General features: G+C 71.0%; 17 protein-coding genes. 10 read left to right on the top strand and 7 right to left on the bottom strand.

Features of this window, described 5'->3' with window-relative positions:
* Positions 1-160 precede the first annotated feature (160 nt).
* Complete coding sequence (locus ACFWSK_RS29430; RefSeq protein ID WP_383792578.1) at positions 161-367, bottom strand: acyl-CoA carboxylase epsilon subunit; 207 nt, start codon at positions 365-367, stop codon at positions 161-163.
* 14 nt (positions 368-381) lie between these two features.
* On the bottom strand, positions 382-1,962 hold the full coding sequence (locus ACFWSK_RS29425; RefSeq protein ID WP_383792575.1) for an acyl-CoA carboxylase subunit beta: 1,581 nt from the start codon (positions 1,960-1,962) through the stop codon (positions 382-384).
* Positions 1,963-2,157: 195 nt separating this feature from the next.
* Between ACFWSK_RS29425 and ACFWSK_RS29420 the strand changes: the two genes are divergently transcribed.
* From ACFWSK_RS29420 to hutH, 5 genes are all read left to right on the top strand, one after another.
* Positions 2,158-3,021: a biotin--[acetyl-CoA-carboxylase] ligase gene (locus ACFWSK_RS29420; RefSeq protein ID WP_383792572.1), complete on the top strand. Its 864-nt coding sequence runs from the start codon at positions 2,158-2,160 to the stop codon at positions 3,019-3,021.
* Positions 3,022-3,198: 177 nt separating this feature from the next.
* On the top strand, positions 3,199-4,401 hold the full coding sequence (locus ACFWSK_RS29415; RefSeq protein ID WP_383792569.1) for an adenylate/guanylate cyclase domain-containing protein: 1,203 nt from the start codon (positions 3,199-3,201) through the stop codon (positions 4,399-4,401).
* A 98-nt stretch (positions 4,402-4,499) separates the two neighbouring features.
* Positions 4,500-5,312, top strand: coding sequence for an enoyl-CoA hydratase/isomerase family protein (locus ACFWSK_RS29410; protein WP_383792565.1), 813 nt, complete (start codon positions 4,500-4,502; stop codon positions 5,310-5,312).
* A gap of 121 nt (positions 5,313-5,433) precedes the next feature.
* A complete protein-coding gene (locus ACFWSK_RS29405; protein WP_383792562.1) occupies positions 5,434-6,588 on the top strand; it encodes a diguanylate cyclase domain-containing protein in 1,155 nt (384 codons plus the stop codon).
* Between the two features lie 100 nt (positions 6,589-6,688).
* A complete protein-coding gene (gene hutH, locus ACFWSK_RS29400; RefSeq protein ID WP_383792559.1) occupies positions 6,689-8,239 on the top strand; it encodes a histidine ammonia-lyase in 1,551 nt (516 codons plus the stop codon).
* On the opposite strand, the gene ACFWSK_RS29395 is transcribed toward hutH, so the two are convergent.
* Positions 8,236-8,562, bottom strand: coding sequence for a hypothetical protein (locus ACFWSK_RS29395; RefSeq protein ID WP_383792556.1), 327 nt, complete (start codon positions 8,560-8,562; stop codon positions 8,236-8,238). The genes hutH and ACFWSK_RS29395 overlap by 4 nt on opposite strands.
* A gap of 108 nt (positions 8,563-8,670) precedes the next feature.
* Between ACFWSK_RS29395 and ACFWSK_RS29390 the strand changes: the two genes are divergently transcribed.
* The 4 genes from ACFWSK_RS29390 (at position 8,671) to ACFWSK_RS29375 (ending at position 12,984) form a co-directional block, all read left to right on the top strand.
* Positions 8,671-9,114, top strand: coding sequence for a hypothetical protein (locus ACFWSK_RS29390; protein ID WP_383792553.1), 444 nt, complete (start codon positions 8,671-8,673; stop codon positions 9,112-9,114).
* A 242-nt stretch (positions 9,115-9,356) separates the two neighbouring features.
* Positions 9,357-10,622, top strand: a complete 1,266-nt coding sequence (locus ACFWSK_RS29385) for an Ig-like domain-containing protein (protein ID WP_383792550.1) — start codon at positions 9,357-9,359, stop codon at positions 10,620-10,622.
* A gap of 176 nt (positions 10,623-10,798) precedes the next feature.
* The gene (locus ACFWSK_RS29380) at positions 10,799-12,253 is read left to right on the top strand and encodes an ABC transporter permease (RefSeq protein ID WP_383792547.1); all 1,455 of its coding nucleotides are present in this window, start codon (positions 10,799-10,801) and stop codon (positions 12,251-12,253) included.
* A 47-nt stretch (positions 12,254-12,300) separates the two neighbouring features.
* Complete coding sequence (locus ACFWSK_RS29375; RefSeq protein ID WP_383792544.1) at positions 12,301-12,984, top strand: ABC transporter ATP-binding protein; 684 nt, start codon at positions 12,301-12,303, stop codon at positions 12,982-12,984.
* 26 nt (positions 12,985-13,010) lie between these two features.
* On the opposite strand, the gene ACFWSK_RS29370 is transcribed toward ACFWSK_RS29375, so the two are convergent.
* Positions 13,011-13,472, bottom strand: coding sequence for an RDD family protein (locus tag ACFWSK_RS29370; protein ID WP_383792541.1), 462 nt, complete (start codon positions 13,470-13,472; stop codon positions 13,011-13,013).
* 196 nt (positions 13,473-13,668) lie between these two features.
* Positions 13,669-14,157, bottom strand: a complete 489-nt coding sequence (locus ACFWSK_RS29365; protein WP_383792538.1) for a GNAT family N-acetyltransferase — start codon at positions 14,155-14,157, stop codon at positions 13,669-13,671.
* Positions 14,158-14,324: 167 nt separating this feature from the next.
* Here ACFWSK_RS29365 and ACFWSK_RS29360 point away from each other — a divergent pair, with 167 nt between their 5' ends.
* Positions 14,325-14,729 carry a helix-turn-helix domain-containing protein gene (locus tag ACFWSK_RS29360; protein WP_383792535.1) on the top strand — a complete coding sequence of 135 codons (405 nt, stop codon included), beginning with the start codon at positions 14,325-14,327 and terminating at the stop codon, positions 14,727-14,729.
* 5 nt (positions 14,730-14,734) lie between these two features.
* Here ACFWSK_RS29360 and ACFWSK_RS29355 read toward each other — a convergent pair whose 3' ends face one another.
* Both ACFWSK_RS29355 and ACFWSK_RS29350 read right to left on the bottom strand, forming a co-directional pair.
* Positions 14,735-14,983, bottom strand: coding sequence for a hypothetical protein (locus ACFWSK_RS29355; RefSeq protein WP_383792532.1), 249 nt, complete (start codon positions 14,981-14,983; stop codon positions 14,735-14,737).
* A 315-nt stretch (positions 14,984-15,298) separates the two neighbouring features.
* Positions 15,299-15,778: hypothetical protein (locus ACFWSK_RS29350; protein ID WP_383792529.1), on the bottom strand; the 480-nt coding region annotated here is incomplete at its 5' end.

Raw genomic sequence — 15,778 nt, 5'->3', positions numbered from 1 at the left:
CGATCTGCCAGCTCGCCGTTTCCTCAAGCCTTTTGGTTGGCGTGGGGGGGGTTTTGTTTTTGTCTATCAACGGCCTGGGGGTGGTGGGGGGGGTTGGCGCTGTCTGGCAGCCCGCGGCCCCCGCCACACCCGTGCGGACGAGCCCCGGCGGGGCGGGTGCTCAGACGGGCCAGTACGTCCGTGCCCAGGAGCGCGGACCGGGCCGGAGCGCACCCTGGCGGGCGATGCGGCCCGGATCGGACCACTGCTCGGGCGGCACCGGCGCGCCGGACGGCAGGGCGGCCGTCGCCGCTGCGCGCGCCTGGACCACCGCGAGTGCGGCGGCCAGCTCCTCCGGGGTCGGATTGCCCCGTACGACCTTGATCATGGTCTGGGTCCTCTCTAGAGGGGGATGTTGCCGTGCTTCTTCGGGGGCAGGGACTCCCGCTTGGTACGGAGCTGACGCAGGCCCTTGACGATGTGGGCGCGGGTCTCGGACGGCATGATCACCGCGTCGACGTAGCCGCGCTCGGCGGCGACGTACGGGTTGAGGAGGGCGTCCTCGTAGTCGGCGATCAGCTCGGCGCGGGTCGCTTCCTGGTCCTCGGCCGCGGCGATCGTGCGGCGGTGCAGGATGTTGACCGCGCCCTGCGCGCCCATGACCGCGATCTGCGCGGTCGGCCAGGCCAGGTTGAGGTCGGCGCCCAGGTGCTTGGAGCCCATGACGTCGTACGCGCCGCCGAACGCCTTGCGGGTGATGACCGTGATCAGCGGGACCGTCGCCTCGGCGTAGGCGTAGATCAGCTTGGCGCCGCGGCGGATGATCCCGCCGTACTCCTGGTCGACGCCCGGCAGGAAGCCGGGCACGTCGACGAAGGTCAGGACGGGGACGTTGAACGCGTCGCAGGTCCGCACGAAGCGTGCGGCCTTCTCGCTCGCGTTGATGTCCAGACAACCCGCGAACTGCATCGGCTGGTTGGCGACGATGCCGACCGGGTGGCCCTCGACGCGGCCGAAGCCGGTGACGATGTTCGGCGCGAACAGGGCCTGTGTCTCCAGGAACTCGCCCTCGTCCAGCACGTGCTCGATCGCGGTGTGCATGTCGTACGGCTGGTTCGCGGAGTCCGGGATGAGCGTGTCGAGCTCGCGGTCCTCGTCCGTCGTCTCCAGGTCCGCCTCCTCCGGGAACGCGGGTGCCTCGGAGAGGTTGTTGGACGGGAGGTAGGACAGCAGGGACTTGACGTACTCGATGGCGTCCTTCTCGTCACCCGCCATGTGGTGCGCCACACCGGAGGTGGTGTTGTGCGTGCGGGCGCCGCCCAGTTCCTCGAAGCCGACGTCCTCACCGGTGACCGTCTTGATGACGTCCGGACCCGTGATGAACATGTGCGAGGTCTGGTCGACCATGACCGTGAAGTCGGTGATCGCGGGGGAGTAGACCGCGCCGCCCGCGCACGGTCCGACGATCAGCGAGATCTGCGGGATCACACCGGAGGCGTGGACGTTGCGGCGGAAGATCTCCGCGAACAGCCCCAGCGCGGCCACACCCTCCTGGATGCGGGCGCCACCGCCGTCGTTGATGCCGATGACCGGGCAGCCGGTCTTCATCGCGAAGTCCATCACCTTCACGATCTTCTCGCCGTAGACCTCGCCGAGCGAGCCGCCGAAGATCGTGAAATCCTGTGAGTACACGCACACGGGCCGACCGTCGACCGTACCGTAGCCGGTGACGACGCCGTCTCCGTACGGGCGGTTCTTCTCGATGCCGAAGTTGGTGGAGCGGTGCCGGGCGAACTCGTCGAGCTCGACGAAGGAACCTTCGTCGAGGAGGAGCCCGATCCGCTCACGGGCGGTCAACTTGCCCTTGGCGTGCTGCTTTTCCACGGCGCGTGCGGAGCCTGCGTGCGTGGCTTCGTCAATACGTCGCTGCAGGTCCGCGATCTTGCCCGCGGTGGTGTGGATGTCGCTCTGCGGCTCGGACATCGGGTGGCGGCTCCCTGCCTGGTCACGGGGACGGCTAGAACGTTCAGCAGCGGTGCTCGGCCGGGACGCGCGCGACTGCGTGGGGGACGCGGGGTCGACAGGCCACGGGCCCGACGGCCGTTGCTACTGACTCGTAGCGTATCGGCGCGGCTACCGTTCGGCAGTGCGTCGTTCCCCACACCTAGGGTGGCTTGCATGACACCTTCCGATGCGCCACACAACCGCTGGTCGGACCTGGACCGGCCGCCCCTGAACGTCGCCGCGCTGCGCCGTGGGCTGCTTCGGCCGGACTCGTTGTGGAGCTCGGTCGACGTGGTGGAGACGACCGGTTCGACCAACTCCGACCTCGCCGCGCGCGCGGACGGACTGGCCGAGGGCACCGTGCTGGTCGCCGAGGAGCAGACCGCGGGCCGCGGCAGGCTCGACCGGACCTGGACGGCGCCGCCGCGTTCGGGGCTGTTCTTCTCCGTCTACCTCAAGCCCGGTGACGTGCCCCCGCACCGCTGGGGATGGCTGCCCCTGCTCGCCGGGGTCGCGACGGCGACCGCGCTCGCGCAGTCCGCGGGCGTCGACACGGCACTGAAATGGCCCAACGACCTCCTGGTCACGATCGACGGCGCCGAACGCAAGGCCGGCGGCATCCTCGCCGAGCGCGCGGGGGAGGGCGTCGTCATCGGCATCGGGCTCAACGTCTCGCTGCGCGCGGACGAGCTGCCCGTCCCCGCGGCGGGTTCGCTCGCCCTGGCCGGGGCGGTGTCCACCGACCGCGAGACGCTCCTGCGGGCCGTCCTGCGGGGGCTGGAGGAGTGGTACGGGAGCTGGCGCGCGGCGGACGGGGACGCCGCGGCGAGCGGACTCCAGGCGGCGTACGCGGCGGGCTGCGCGACGCTGGACCGGACGGTACGGGCAGAGCTCCCCGGCGACCGTTCCGTCGTCGGAGAGGCCGTCGCGATCGACGGGGACGGGCGCCTCGTCCTGTCCACCGGCGACGGGCTCCAGGAGCCGGTGTCGGCGGGCGACATCGTCCACCTGCGGACGGAGGAGGACGGACCGGCCTGAGACGGTGGTGATCCCGGTGGCCGGTGTGCCGGGCGCCCGGCCGTTCACACCCCTGGCCCAGCCCGACCCGGCCCGGGCGTCCAGGCGACGTGAGGTAGGGCACACCTGCCGTATCGTTGAGGCGATCCAGCGACAGATCGGCAGGGCAGTGCGCAGGGAACGGGCAGGAGGCGGCTGGTGACCGTCGACGACACGACGTCCGGCGCGGGCGAGGAGCCCCCGTCGGACTCCTCGGTCCACGCGACACCGCATCACGAAGTCGATCACACGGCGGAACCGACCGACGACCCGCTGGCGATCAGGCTGGAACAGCTGATCCTGGGGGCCGACCGCCGCTACACGCCGTTCCAGGCGGCCCGTACCGCGGGCGTCTCCATGGATCTGGCGTCCCGGTTCTGGCGTGCCATGGGATTCGCCGACATCGGACAGGCCAAGGCGCTCACCGAGGCCGATGTGCTGGCACTGCGCCGCCTCGCCGGACTCGTCGAGGCCGGGCTGCTCAGCGAGCCGATGGCTATCCAGGTGGCGCGTTCCACCGGGCAGACCACCGCCCGGCTGGCCGAGTGGCAGATCGATTCGTTCCTGGAGGGGCTGACCGAGCCCCCGGAGCCCGGGATGACCCGTACCGAGGTCACGTATCCGCTGGTCGAGCTGCTCCTGCCCGAGCTGGAGGAGTTCCTGGTGTACGTGTGGCGGCGGCAGCTCGCCGCCGCGACGGGCCGGGTCGTGCAGGCCGCCGACGACGAGGAGATGGTCGACCGCCGGCTGGCCGTCGGCTTCGCGGACCTGGTCGGTTTCACACGGCTGACCCGGCGGCTGGAGGAGGAGGCGCTCGGCGAGCTCGTCGAGGCGTTCGAGACGACCGCCGCCGACCTGGTCGCCGCCCACGGCGGACGGCTCATCAAGACGCTCGGCGACGAGGTGCTCTTCGCCGCCGACGACGCGGGCACGGCGGCCGAGATAGCGCTTCGGCTGGTCGAGGCGATGGCCCAGAACGACACGATGCCCGCGCTCCGCGTCGGCATCGCCTTCGGCACGGTCACCACCCGGATGGGCGACGTCTTCGGGACCACGGTCAACCTCGCCAGCCGGCTCACCTCGATAGCTCCGAAGAACGCCGTCCTGGTCGACGGGGCGTTCGCCAAGGAGCTCACGCGGACCGGCGACGCCCCCGCCTCCGAGGCACAGGCATCCGAGGAGGCGGCGGCCGCCGCCGAGCGGGCGCGGCTGGCCGAGAAGGAGGGCCGGGAGGCCCACGAGCCCGCCCTGCCCCGTTACCGCTTCGGTCTCCAGCCGATGTGGCAGCGGCCGGTGCGCGGCCTCGGAGTCGTGGAGCCGTGGCTGCTGGCGCGGCGCGGCACGCCTGGTTCCTCCTCCTGACCGGCCCGCGACTCCCATATGCCTGGGGACGGGTGCGCTCTAGGATCGCCCGGTAACGCTCGTTAACTTTCGAGCTCGTTCACCGGAGGGGTGCAGTCATGACCGTCACGTCGGAGCAGCGGTTCGGGGAATTCGTCGTCGTGCGGCGGCACGAGGGCCAGGAGAGCGTGGCGGAGCTGGTGCTCGACCGGCCCAAGGCGATGAACGCCGTGTCCACGGACATGGCCCGGTCGATCGGGGCCGCCTGTGCGGCGCTCGGCGCGGACAGCGGGGTACGGGTCACCGTGCTCACCTCCAGCCATGAGCGGGCCTTCTGTGTGGGCGCGGACCTCAAGGAGCGCAACTCCTTCACCGACGCCGAGCTGGTGCGGCAGCGGCCCACCGCCCGCGCCGCGTACACCGGCGTCCTGGAACTGCCGATGCCGACGATCGCCGCGGTGCACGGCTTCGCACTCGGCGGCGGATTCGAGCTGGCGCTCGCCTGCGACCTGATCGTGGCCGACCGAACGGCGGTCGTCGGGCTGCCCGAGGTGTCGGTCGGTGTCATTCCGGGCGGTGGCGGTACGCAGCTGCTGCCCCGCCGGGTCGGTGCGGCCCGCGCCGCCGAGCTGGTCTTCACGGCCCGGCGGGTGGAGGCGGCCGAGGCGCGAGAGCTGGGGCTCGTCGACGAGCTGGTCGAGGCGGGCCGGGACCGGGAGGAGGCGCTGGCGCTCGGCGGCCGGATCGCCGCCAACTCACCCGTGGGGCTGCGCGCGGCCAAGCGGGCGCTGCGGCTGGGGCACGGGCTCGATCTGCGGGCGGGCCTGGAGGTGGAGGACGCGGCCTGGCGGTCGGTCGCCTTCTCCGGGGACCGGGCGGAGGGCGTGGCCGCGTTCAACGAGAAGCGGAAGCCGAACTGGCCCGGGGAGTGAGCGGTCCCGGGCGGGGCACCAGGTGACGGTGAGTGACGTCGGCCCGCTCCTCGGGGGCGAACCGGCGATCCTTCACGACCCACACTGATCGAATCGTCACAAAACTACATAAGCTGGAGCGATGGCTGGTGATGATGCGCGGCTGCGAGCCGTGGTTTCGCTTGCGCAGTCGATGGCCGCGGCCTACACCCCGCGGGAGTCGTGGCGCGCGGCGGCGCTGAGGGCGTGCGAGGCGCTGGACGGCAGTTTCGCCGCGCTCTCCGTGTGGGAGCGTGACCGCGGACGGCTGCGGGTGCTGGTGAACGCGGGTGAACGGGCCGAGGGGGAGGAGGAGTTCCCCGAGGAGGAGGCGTACCCCGTGCACCAGTTCCCGGAGATCACCGAGTTCCTCCATGAGCGCTGGGCGGGCGGCGGCGAGCCGGACGCCTGGGTGGAGACCGCCGAGGGCACTCCGGCCGAGGGTGCTCCGGCGCGGGGGGCCCGCCCGTTCTGTCATCAGCGGGTCGCCGCCCTGCGCCGGCGCGGGCGGGGCTGTTGCGTGGTGGCGCCGATCGTGCTGCACGGGCGGGCCTGGGGCGAGCTGTACGTCGCGCGCTCGGCGGAGCAGCCGGTGTTCGACCGGGACGACGCCGACTTCGCGACCGTCCTGGCCGCCGTCGTGGCGGCCGGGATCGCTCAGACGGAGAGGCTGGAGGAGGTCCGCAAGCTGGCCTTCACCGATCCGCTCACCGGCCTCGCGAACCGCCGGGCCGTCGACATCCGGCTGGACGAGGCGGTGGAGCGGCATCGCGCCGACGGCGCCGTGGTGAGCCTGGTCGTCTGCGATCTGAACGGTCTGAAGGTGGTCAACGACACGCATGGGCACGAGGTCGGTGACCGTCTGCTGGAACGTTTCGGCTCCGTGCTGTCCCTGTGCGGCGCGATGCTTCCCGGCGCCCTGGCCGCACGTCTGGGCGGCGACGAGTTCTGCCTGCTGACCCTCGGCCCCGGGGCGGACGACGTGGTCCGGGTGGCCACGGAGCTCTGCGAGCGGGCGGCCGTGCTCGAACTCGGTGACGGGGTCGCCTGCGGGGTCGCGTCGACCGGTGACCCCATCGGCCCGCTGCGCTCGGCGCGCAGGCTCTTCCGGCTGGCCGATGCGGCCCAGTACCGGGCGAAGGCCGCGCGCTCCGCGAGGCCGGTGGTGGCCGGGCGCGACGGTGAGGTGATCCGGCTCGCCGACTCCCCGCCGAAGTCGGCCCACGACCGGCGCAGGCTGCGCGGTAGCCGTCCCTGAGCGCCGGCTCCCGAGGGCGGGGCCGGTAAGGGGTCAACTGGATGACCACTAGTGACATTCACTAGTGACATGAAGGGATTCAATCCGTAGGCTTCTGAATATGGATATGCATACAGTCGTGGTGGGGACGTCCGGTACCACCGCCGAGGACGTCATCGCCGTGGCCCGCGCGGACGCCCGCGTCGAGCTCTCGGCCGCGGCCGTGGACGCGCTCGCCGCCGCCCGCGAGGTCGTCGAGGCGCTCGCCGCCAAGCCCGAGCCGGTCTACGGCGTCTCCACGGGCTTCGGTGCGCTCGCCAGCCGCCACATCAGCCCCGAGCTCCGCGCCCAGCTCCAGCGCAACATCGTGCGCTCGCACGCCGCGGGCATGGGCCCCCGCGTCGAGCGCGAGGTCGTCCGCGCCCTGATGTTCCTGAGGCTGAAGACGGTGGCCTCCGGACACACCGGCGTACGCCCAGCGGTCGCGCAGACCATGGCCGACGTACTGAACGCCGGCATCACCCCCGTCGTCCACGAGTACGGCTCGCTCGGCTGCTCCGGCGACCTCGCCCCGCTCTCCCACTGCGCCCTGACCCTGATGGGCGAGGGCGACGCGGAGGGCCCCGACGGCGTCGTGCGCCCCGCGGGCGAGCTCCTCGCCGCCCACGGCATCACCCCCGTCGAACTGCGCGAGAAGGAGGGCCTGGCCCTCCTGAACGGCACCGACGGCATGCTCGGCATGCTCGTGATGGCCCTGGCCGACCTCAGGAACCTCTACACCTCGGCCGACATCACCGCCGCCCTCTCCCTGGAGGCGCTGCTCGGCACGGACAAGGTCCTCGCCCCGGAGCTGCACGCCATCCGCCCGCACCCCGGCCAGGGCGCCAGCGCCGACAACATGCTGCGGGTGCTCGCCGGGTCCGGCCTCACCGGTCACCACCAGGACGACGCGCCCCGCGTCCAGGACGCCTACTCCGTGCGCTGCGCACCGCAGGTCAACGGCGCTGGACGCGACACCCTCGCGTACGCCTCCGTGGTCGCCGAGCGCGAGCTGGCCTCCGCCGTCGACAACCCCGTCGTCCTGCGGGACGGCCGGGTCGAGTCCAACGGGAACTTCCACGGCGCCCCCGTCGCGTACGTGCTCGACTTCCTGGCGATCGTCGCCGCCGACCTCGGCTCCATCTCCGAGCGCCGCACCGACCGGCTCCTGGACAAGAACCGTTCGCACGGGCTGCCGCCGTTCCTCGCCGACGACGCCGGGGTCGACTCCGGACTGATGATCGCCCAGTACACGCAGGCCGCCCTCGTCAGTGAGATGAAGCGGCTCGCCGTCCCCGCGTCCGCCGACTCGATCCCGTCCTCCGCGATGCAGGAGGACCACGTCTCCATGGGCTGGTCGGCGGCGCGCAAGCTCCGTACCGCCGTCACCAACCTGGCCAGGATCGTCGCCGTCGAGATGTACGCCGCGACCCGCGCCGTCGAGCTGCGCGCCGCGCAGGGGCTCACCCCCGCGCCGGCCTCGCTCGCCGCGATCGAGGCGCTGCGCGCGGCAGGCGTCGAGGGTCCGGGCCCCGACCGGTTCCTCGCCCCCGACCTGGCCGGTGCCGACGCCTTCGTACGCGAAGGAAAGCTGGTCGCGGCCGTGGAGCCGGTCACCGGGCCGCTGGCCTAGAGCGGGCTCCCGGCGCCTCGGACGCCGGACGGGCCCCCGAGCGGGCCCGTCCGGGCCGAGTAGGCGACGAAACCCGCGCCGATGAGCAGGAAGGCCGTGCCGCCGATCAGGTACGGGGTGGTGTCGACCCCCGCCCCGGTGTCGGCGAGCACGGTGTCCGCGCCGGCCTGCCCGGCGGGCGCGGTCCCCTGATCCCGTACGGAACCGGCGGACACGTGCGTGTGACTTCCGCCGGTCGCGTTGGCGGAGGGAACGAACCACAGAGCGCAGAGCAGGGTGCCCGCGGCGGTGGTGGTCAGCAGCGTGCGACGAGCGATGGACACAGAATCGATCCCCTTGCGACAACCATCAGTTAGCCCCGTGTGCCGATGCTAAGCAAAGCAGCGGGTCGTGGGAAAGCCGTGGACTCCAGGAGCCTTACGCTCCCGCGTATGACCACTTCAGAGACATCCAGGTTTGTTCGGCTTCGCGTGGAGATGGTGTTGGAGATCACCGACGCCGAAGCCCTGACCGGCAGCGCCCTCGCGGGTATCGCCGCCGAGCACGCCGCGGCGGGCACCGGCCTCGGCCCGGGCGAATCGGCCGAGGAGCGTACGCATGCAGAGGCCACCGTGCGGGAAGACGGTGCGGAGGCCATTGCTTCACTCGTCGACCCTTTCGACCTGGTGAGCGAGGTGCCCGGGGTGGAACTCGCCCAGGCGTCCTGGAGCAGTGAGACGGTCGACTACGACCCCGACGCCGAGGACTGGTCCGAGGACTGGGACGGTGGCGAGGACGACGACGAGAGCGGCTACGGATTCGAGGGCGCCGGTGAGGACGGCGAGGTCGAGGACAATGGGCAGGGCGATGGCGAGCGTGCCGGAGCGGAACGGTAGGACAGGGGTGTGAGAACCCCGGCCCCGGTCCGCATCCGACGGCGGACCGGGGCCGGTCGCGTGCGGACGGCCCCTTACGTGTCCGGTGGCGGGAACCGGCGCGGGTGTCACCGCGTCGGTGAGTGGTGTTCCCCACATCTTCGGAGGATGTGGAACCGACCACCCGTTTGGGGTGTTCTTGGAACATTGACGGGGTAACGCCGTCCGGCGGTCCCGTTCGGGGATTTGGGGAATCGGCAACGATGGAGAAGCGTGTGATGACGGACAGCAAGCGGCGCAGGGGCCTCGCGGCCGTGTCCGCACTGCTCGGCGGCGTACTGGTGCTCTCGGCCTGTAGTGACGAGGGCGGCAAGAGCCCCGCTCCGGAGAGCTCGAAGAAGTCGCAGGCCCAGGTGGACGAAGCGGCGGCCAAGGAAACCTCGGAGGCGCAGATAACGATCGCGCCGAAGAACGGTGCCACCAACGCGAGCATCAACAAGGACGCCAAGGTCACCGTCACCAAGGGCAAGCTGACCGAGGTCACGATGACCACGTCGGCCGGCCAGAGCGTCGAGGGCACCCTCGCCGCCGACGGCACGAGCTGGGTGCCCAGCGGCCAGCTCGAGCGCTCGACCACGTACAAGATCAACGCGACCGCGACGGACGCCAAGGGCCGTGAGGCCCACGAGAACAGCTCCTTCACCACCGTCTCGCCCGACAACAGCTTCATCGGCAACTTCACGCCCGAGGACGGCTCCACCGTCGGCGTCGGCATGCCGGTCTCGATCAACTTCAACAAGGCGATCACCGACCGGAAGGCCGTGCAGGACGGCATCACCGTCACGTCCAGCAGCGGCCAGCAGGTCGTCGGCCACTGGTTCAACTCGCAGCGGCTCGACCTGCGCCCCGAGGACTACTGGCAGGGTGGCTCCACCGTCACGCTGAAGCTCGCGCTCGACGGCGTCGAGGGCGCGGACGGCGTCTTCGGTGTCCAGGAGAAGACGGTCACCTTCAAGGTCGGCCGCAACCAGGTCTCGACCGTCGACGTCCAGACCAAGACGATGACCGTCACCCAGGACGGCAAGACGATCAAGTCCATCCCGATCTCCGCGGGCTCCTCGGACAACCCGACGTACAACGGTCAGATGGTGATCTCCGAGAAGTTCAAGGAGACCCGGATGGACGGTGCCACGGTCGGCTTCACCGACGACGACGGCAAGGGCGAGTACGACATCAAGGACGTGCCGCACGCCATGCGGCTCTCCACGTCGGGCACGTTCATCCACGGCAACTACTGGGGCGCCAAGTCGATGTTCGGCAGCGCCAACACCAGCCACGGCTGCGTGGGCCTCGCCGACGTGAAGGGCGCGGGCGACCCGAACGCGCCCGCGGCCTGGTTCTACAACAACTCCATGATCGGCGACGTGGTCATCGTCAAGAACTCCCCGGACAAGACCATCACGCCCGACAACGGACTCAACGGCTGGAACATGAACTGGGCCGAGTGGCAGGCCGGCTCCGCCGCCTGACCCACTGTCCGACCCGCATCACCCCCCGTACGAAGGCGGCGGCACCCCGGATTCCCGGTGCCGCCGCCTTCGGCGTATCCGCGCGTGTCCACGGGTGTCGGGCGCCCGTGGAGGTTCTCATGGCGCTCTCATCGTGGCCTTAACCCACCATCACGACCGCTCCATACCGTCGCGCCATGTTCTTCACCTACCTCCGGCGCGAGCTGCGCCGCCGCAGAAAGGCGGCGCTCGTCGTCGCCTCGGGGCTCGCCCTGGGAATCGCGCTGGTCATCATCGTCAGCTCGGTGTCATCCGGCATGACGAAAGCCCAGGACAAGGTCCTGGAATCGCTGTACGGCCTCGGTACGGACATGACCGTCACCAAGGCCGCCGCCGCCCCGGGTACGGGCACCACGCGACCGCGGTTCGAGTTCGACGCCAAGGACGACGACTCGACCCAGAGCACCGACCGGGTCATGGTCCAGGGTTTCCAGACCCTGGCCGCCACCACCGTCGACGAGGTCGCGGACCAGAGTGGCGTCGCCGACGCCGTCGGAGGACTCAGCCTGACGGTCATGAAGGTCGACGGCCAGTTCAGGCGCGGCGAGTTCAAGCAGGACGAGGGCGCCCAGCAGGACAGCAGGACCGGCCCCGGGGGTGGCGCCGGCCAGCCGCAGGGTGAAGTACAGGGCGGCGGTGCCTCCTTCGACGTCAACTCCTTCACCGTGTACGGCACGGACGTCACCCAGCAGGACCTGGGCCCGCTGACCTCCTCCGCGATCACCAAGGGCCGTACGTTCAAGGCCGCCGAGACGGACGCGAAGGTCGCGGTCGTCGACGCCTCGTACGCCAGGGAGAAGAAGCTCGCGGTCGACAAGACCGTGACGATCTCCGGCACCAAGTACACGATCATCGGTGTCTCGACGGCGGACAGCGGCGACGCCGCCGCCAACGTCTACGTCCCGCTGAAGCAGGCGCAGACCCTGGCCGACTCCAAGGACGAGGTCACCACCGTCTATGTGAAGGCCGCCGACTCGCAGCAGATCGACGCCGTGAAGTCCGCCATCCAGAAGAACATCTCCGGCACCACGGTCACCACTTCCGCGGACCTCGCCGACACGGTCTCCGGTTCCCTCTCCACCGCGTCCGACCTGGCTTCCAGCGTGGGCAAGTGGCTCTCGATCGCCGTACTGATCGCCGCGTTCCTGGTCGCCGGACTGCTCACGTCCTCGGCGGTCAGCCGTCGCGTACGGGAGTTCGGCACCCTCAAGGCCCTCGGCTGGAAGAGCGGCCGCGTCACCCGTCAGGTGGTCGGCGAGGCCCTCGTCAACGGCCTCATGGGCGGGGTCCTCGGTATCGCCGTCGGACTCGGCGGCGCGTACGCCGTGACCGCCATCAGCCCCACCCTCACCGCCCAGCTCGGCTCCTCGGGCGGCGGCGGCGCGATGGGCGGCGGTCCCATGGGCGGCGGCGGTCCGGGCCGCCAGACGGCGTCCCGGACCCTCGACATCGCGCTGACCGCACCGGTCTCACTCTCCGTCATCCTGCTCGCCGTCGGACTGGCCGTGACGGGCGGACTCGTCGCGGGCGCCTTCGGCGGCTGGCGCGCCTCCCGGCTCCGCCCGGCGGACGCCCTGCGCCGCGTCGAGTAGCGCCCGCACCCCCACCCCACGTCCGTACGCACAGCAGGAGTCCACACGTGTACCAGCTCAGAGGCGTCACCAAGCGCTACCGGCGCGGCAAGACCACCGTCAACGCGCTCGACGGGGTCGACCTGACCATCGAGGACGGCGGCAGGCTCGTCATCCAGGGCCCGACCGGCGGCGGCAAGTCCACCCTCCTCCAGATGCTCGGCGGCCTCGACCGCCCGACCGAGGGGTCCGTCGAACTCGACGGCGTCGATCTGGCCAAGCTGCCCGAGGCGCGGCTCACCAAGGTGCGGGCGGAGTCCATCGGCTTCGTCTTCCAGAGCTTCAACCTGATCCCCACGCTCACCGCGCAGGAGAACGTCGAGACCGCACTCGTCCCCCTGGGCCTCGGGGCGAGGACGCGCAGGGAGCGCGCGGCGGAGGCGCTCGAATCCGTGGGTCTCGGTGACCGTCCGACCCATCTGCCGGGCGAGATGTCCGGCGGTCAGCAGCAGCGCGTCGCGATCGCGCGGGCGCTGGTGAAGCGGCCCAAGGTGCTGCTCGCCGACGAGCCCACCGGCAATCTCGACGAGTCCATGCGCGACGAGATCATGGAGGTGCTCGACGGGCTGTGGAAGGAGCACGGGCTGACCTTCATCATGGTCACGCACGACAGTGCCCTGGCCCGCAAGGCGCCGAGGCTGGCAACCATCCGCAAGGGCCGCGTCACGGTGACGGAGAACGCCACCGCCTGACTCCGTGGCCGCCGGGCGGTCCGGCTTCAGGCCGCCCGCTCGGCGACGGCCGCCCGGTAGGCCAGCAGGTCCACGTGGCGCACCTGACGGAGCCCCGCCACATCCTCGTAGGGGCTGCCGTCCTCGCAGCCCCGGGCCGGCTGGCCGCCGCCCTCGCGGGCGGTGCCGGAGAGCGAGCGCAGCCAGTGCCAGGGCTGCAGCGGCACCCAGCACAGCCCGAGGACCCAGCGCCGGACCAGCCGGCCGAACCCGGGCCGGTCGACACCGGGCATCCCCACGACCCGTACCCCCATCACCAGCTTGCCCGCGCTCGCCCGGACCGCGACGGTCAGGAGCACCTGGTTGGCGAACGAGAGGATCAGCGCTAAGGCGAGAAGCAGGGGGAGGGCCCGGCCCGCATCGGACGTGCCCACGTGGGGCCGGGTCAGCAGGCCGGCCGCCAGCAGGCAGAGATAGCAGTCGACGGCGACCGCGAGGTAGCGCCGCATGTCACCGGCGCCCGAAGGGATGCCCGGCGGGGGACGTAAGGGCCCGTAGGCGCCGGACGGGCGTCGCCGCTCGTACGGGCCCGGGGGCGCGGCCCGGCTCACCGGAGGGTGCCCGGGCCGCCGTATTCCGTACAACGACCGTTGCGTGTAAGGCTGTTGACTGTTCCGTTGCCCCCGTGGCGCGTTCATTACGGCATCATGGCCGATCGTCCGCTGTCGCGTCGCCCTTCCACACATAGCGGATGTCCGGCTCCCGCTCCTCGTTGTCCGAACCGTCGGTCCGCTCCGCCGCCACGAACCCGTGCCGCTCGTAGAAGCGATGAGCGGGGGTGTTGACCTGAAAGGTCCACAACTCCAGCCCCTGCGGGCTGCGTTCCTTGGCGAGCTGTACGAAACGGTCGCCGAGGCCGTGTCCGCGGCGGTCGGGTGCCAGGTAGAGCTGCTCGATCCGGCCCTCCTCCAGCACCATCATTCCGACCACGGAGCCTTCCTCGTCGGCCACCCACGTCTCGTGGTGCACCACGACGACATCGCGGAAGAACGCCCTGACGCCGTCGTCGTCATGGGCACGGCGCACGGTCGGCAGTGCGGCGTCGAAGGAGCGCAGGTAGACCTCCGCCACCGCCGCCCCGTCCTCGGTACGGGCGCGGCGCAGCGCGGTGCGCTGGGATTCCTGGTTGTTCATCCGGTCAATCTCGCACATCTGTCCGGTAGTCGGGGGCGGTGAAGCCCCACCAGCCCAGACAGATCAGGGCCGCCAACTCCCGTAAGAGGGGCCCCGCGCGGCGGGATTTCGCCGGGGGCGGAACGTTCCCGGCGGCGCGGCGGGCCCGGGGCTCCTAACCTGGGGAGGTGAGCAGCCACGAGTCGAACCACGCCCGCGTCATACCCCTGCGTCCGGTAACCGAGGTGCCGGCCCCCGCGGCCAGGGAACCGCTCCTGCGGCACGTCGTCGGTGACGTCCTGCGCCGCGAGCGGCAGGCCCAGGAGCGCACGCTGAAGGACGTGGCCGAGGCGGCGCGCATCTCGATGCCGTACCTCTCCGAGCTGGAACGGGGCCTGAAGGAACCGTCGTCCGAGGTGCTGGCGGCAGCCGCCCACGCCCTCGGCCTGGCCCTCGCCGACCTCCTGGCCCTGTCCCACCGAGAGCTGGTCCGCCTGTCCCGCACGGACCTGACCCCGCCCCGCCGCATCGGCGCGACCTCCCGCCCGGCGCGGCAGGCCCCGCGCCAGGGAGAGGTCCGCCTCGCGGCCTGACGGGACTACCGGGGGGCCTTCGCGGCCTCCTCGGGGGTCTCGTACCCCTTGACGACGGGGGCCTTCTTCAGCGGTTCGTTCTCGCAGCCGAGGGCGTCGGTGGCGTGCCGTGCCATGAGGTACAGGAAGCGGATCTGGCGATCCCTCACGTCCTGCTTCACCGCCGTGCCGACGTACGCCGTGTTCGCGACTTGCGCGACCAGGAGGTTCTGCTGCGACAGTTTGTCGAGTCCGCCGGGCAGGGCACATGACATGCGGAGCGTGGACAGCGTTTCGTCGGACTCTCCGGAGCAGCGACTCCATGGCGAGGGCTTCCTTCTGGGCCGCGTCGTACTGGCCGCGCGTCACCGCGAAGTTGGGGGCGGCGATCGACGCGCTCTCGCCGATCCACCTGTCGCCCTTGGTGACGCTCTGCACGTCCTCCTCGTGCAGGTCCTCAAGTTTCTTGAGCTTGCCGGCCATGTCCTTCCAGCCGCCGCGGCCGAAGTGAGCTCGGAGAGCTTGACGTGCAGGATCTCGTAATAGGTGGGCATCGTTCCCCCTCAAATGCCGGACAGTCGTGAACGCACTTATATTCCGGACACCCTGGACTGGAGAGGGATGAAGCCCTGCCCCGTGGAGATGTCCTGGTTGGTGAACAGCGTCGACGTGTTCCGGAGACTGGTCTTCTCGCTGTTCAGCCGGGCCATCAGCCGCTTCACCTGGGTGTCCCAGTGCGCGTGGGCCTTCTTCAGGCCGGCTCCGGTGTCCCAGTCGCTGAACTCGGTGATGGCCTTCAGGGTGGACTCGTCGGCCGCGTCGGCGGCCTGCTTCGTCCCGGGCTCCAGCTTGGTCTCGATGGTGTTCGCCGCCTTCTTCTTCGCGGCGGGGGCCGTGGCCAGGTCCGGTGTGGAACCCGTGGGGCCCGTCGGGCCCGAGCCGTCGGCCGGAAGCTGGTTCAGCCGCGTGTGCGACGACTGCTGCTCCGTGACTGCCTGCTTCTGCCTGGCCCATTCCTCGTCGAACGACACCCGCATCCCCCTTGTCGACGCCTGACTGAGGCCCCGGGC

Origin of the sequence: Streptomyces sp. NPDC058620 (genome assembly GCF_042717135.1) — a bacterium.
Taxonomy (GTDB): Bacteria; Actinomycetota; Actinomycetes; order Streptomycetales; family Streptomycetaceae; genus Streptomyces.
The sequence above is the reverse complement of the archived record's forward strand: the minus strand, read 5'-3'. Positions and strand labels throughout refer to the sequence as shown.

Excerpts from the sequence above, each read along its gene's own strand:
- ACFWSK_RS29430 (WP_383792578.1), bottom strand. The coding sequence starts at position 367 with ATGATCAAGGTCGTACGGGGCAATCCGACCCCGGAGGAGCTGGCCGCC.
- ACFWSK_RS29425 (WP_383792575.1), bottom strand. The coding sequence starts at position 1,962 with ATGTCCGAGCCGCAGAGCGACATCCACACCACCGCGGGCAAGATCGCG.
- ACFWSK_RS29420 (WP_383792572.1), top strand. The coding sequence starts at position 2,158 with ATGACACCTTCCGATGCGCCACACAACCGCTGGTCGGACCTGGACCGG.
- ACFWSK_RS29410 (WP_383792565.1), top strand. The coding sequence starts at position 4,500 with ATGACCGTCACGTCGGAGCAGCGGTTCGGGGAATTCGTCGTCGTGCGG.
- ACFWSK_RS29405 (WP_383792562.1), top strand. The coding sequence starts at position 5,434 with ATGGCTGGTGATGATGCGCGGCTGCGAGCCGTGGTTTCGCTTGCGCAG.
- hutH (WP_383792559.1), top strand. The coding sequence starts at position 6,689 with ATGGATATGCATACAGTCGTGGTGGGGACGTCCGGTACCACCGCCGAG.
- ACFWSK_RS29390 (WP_383792553.1), top strand. The coding sequence starts at position 8,671 with ATGACCACTTCAGAGACATCCAGGTTTGTTCGGCTTCGCGTGGAGATG.
- ACFWSK_RS29385 (WP_383792550.1), top strand. The coding sequence starts at position 9,357 with ATGGAGAAGCGTGTGATGACGGACAGCAAGCGGCGCAGGGGCCTCGCG.
- ACFWSK_RS29380 (WP_383792547.1), top strand. The coding sequence starts at position 10,799 with ATGTTCTTCACCTACCTCCGGCGCGAGCTGCGCCGCCGCAGAAAGGCG.
- ACFWSK_RS29370 (WP_383792541.1), bottom strand. The coding sequence starts at position 13,472 with ATGCGGCGCTACCTCGCGGTCGCCGTCGACTGCTATCTCTGCCTGCTG.
- ACFWSK_RS29365 (WP_383792538.1), bottom strand. The coding sequence starts at position 14,157 with ATGAACAACCAGGAATCCCAGCGCACCGCGCTGCGCCGCGCCCGTACC.
- ACFWSK_RS29355 (WP_383792532.1), bottom strand. The coding sequence starts at position 14,983 with ATGTCATGTGCCCTGCCCGGCGGACTCGACAAACTGTCGCAGCAGAAC.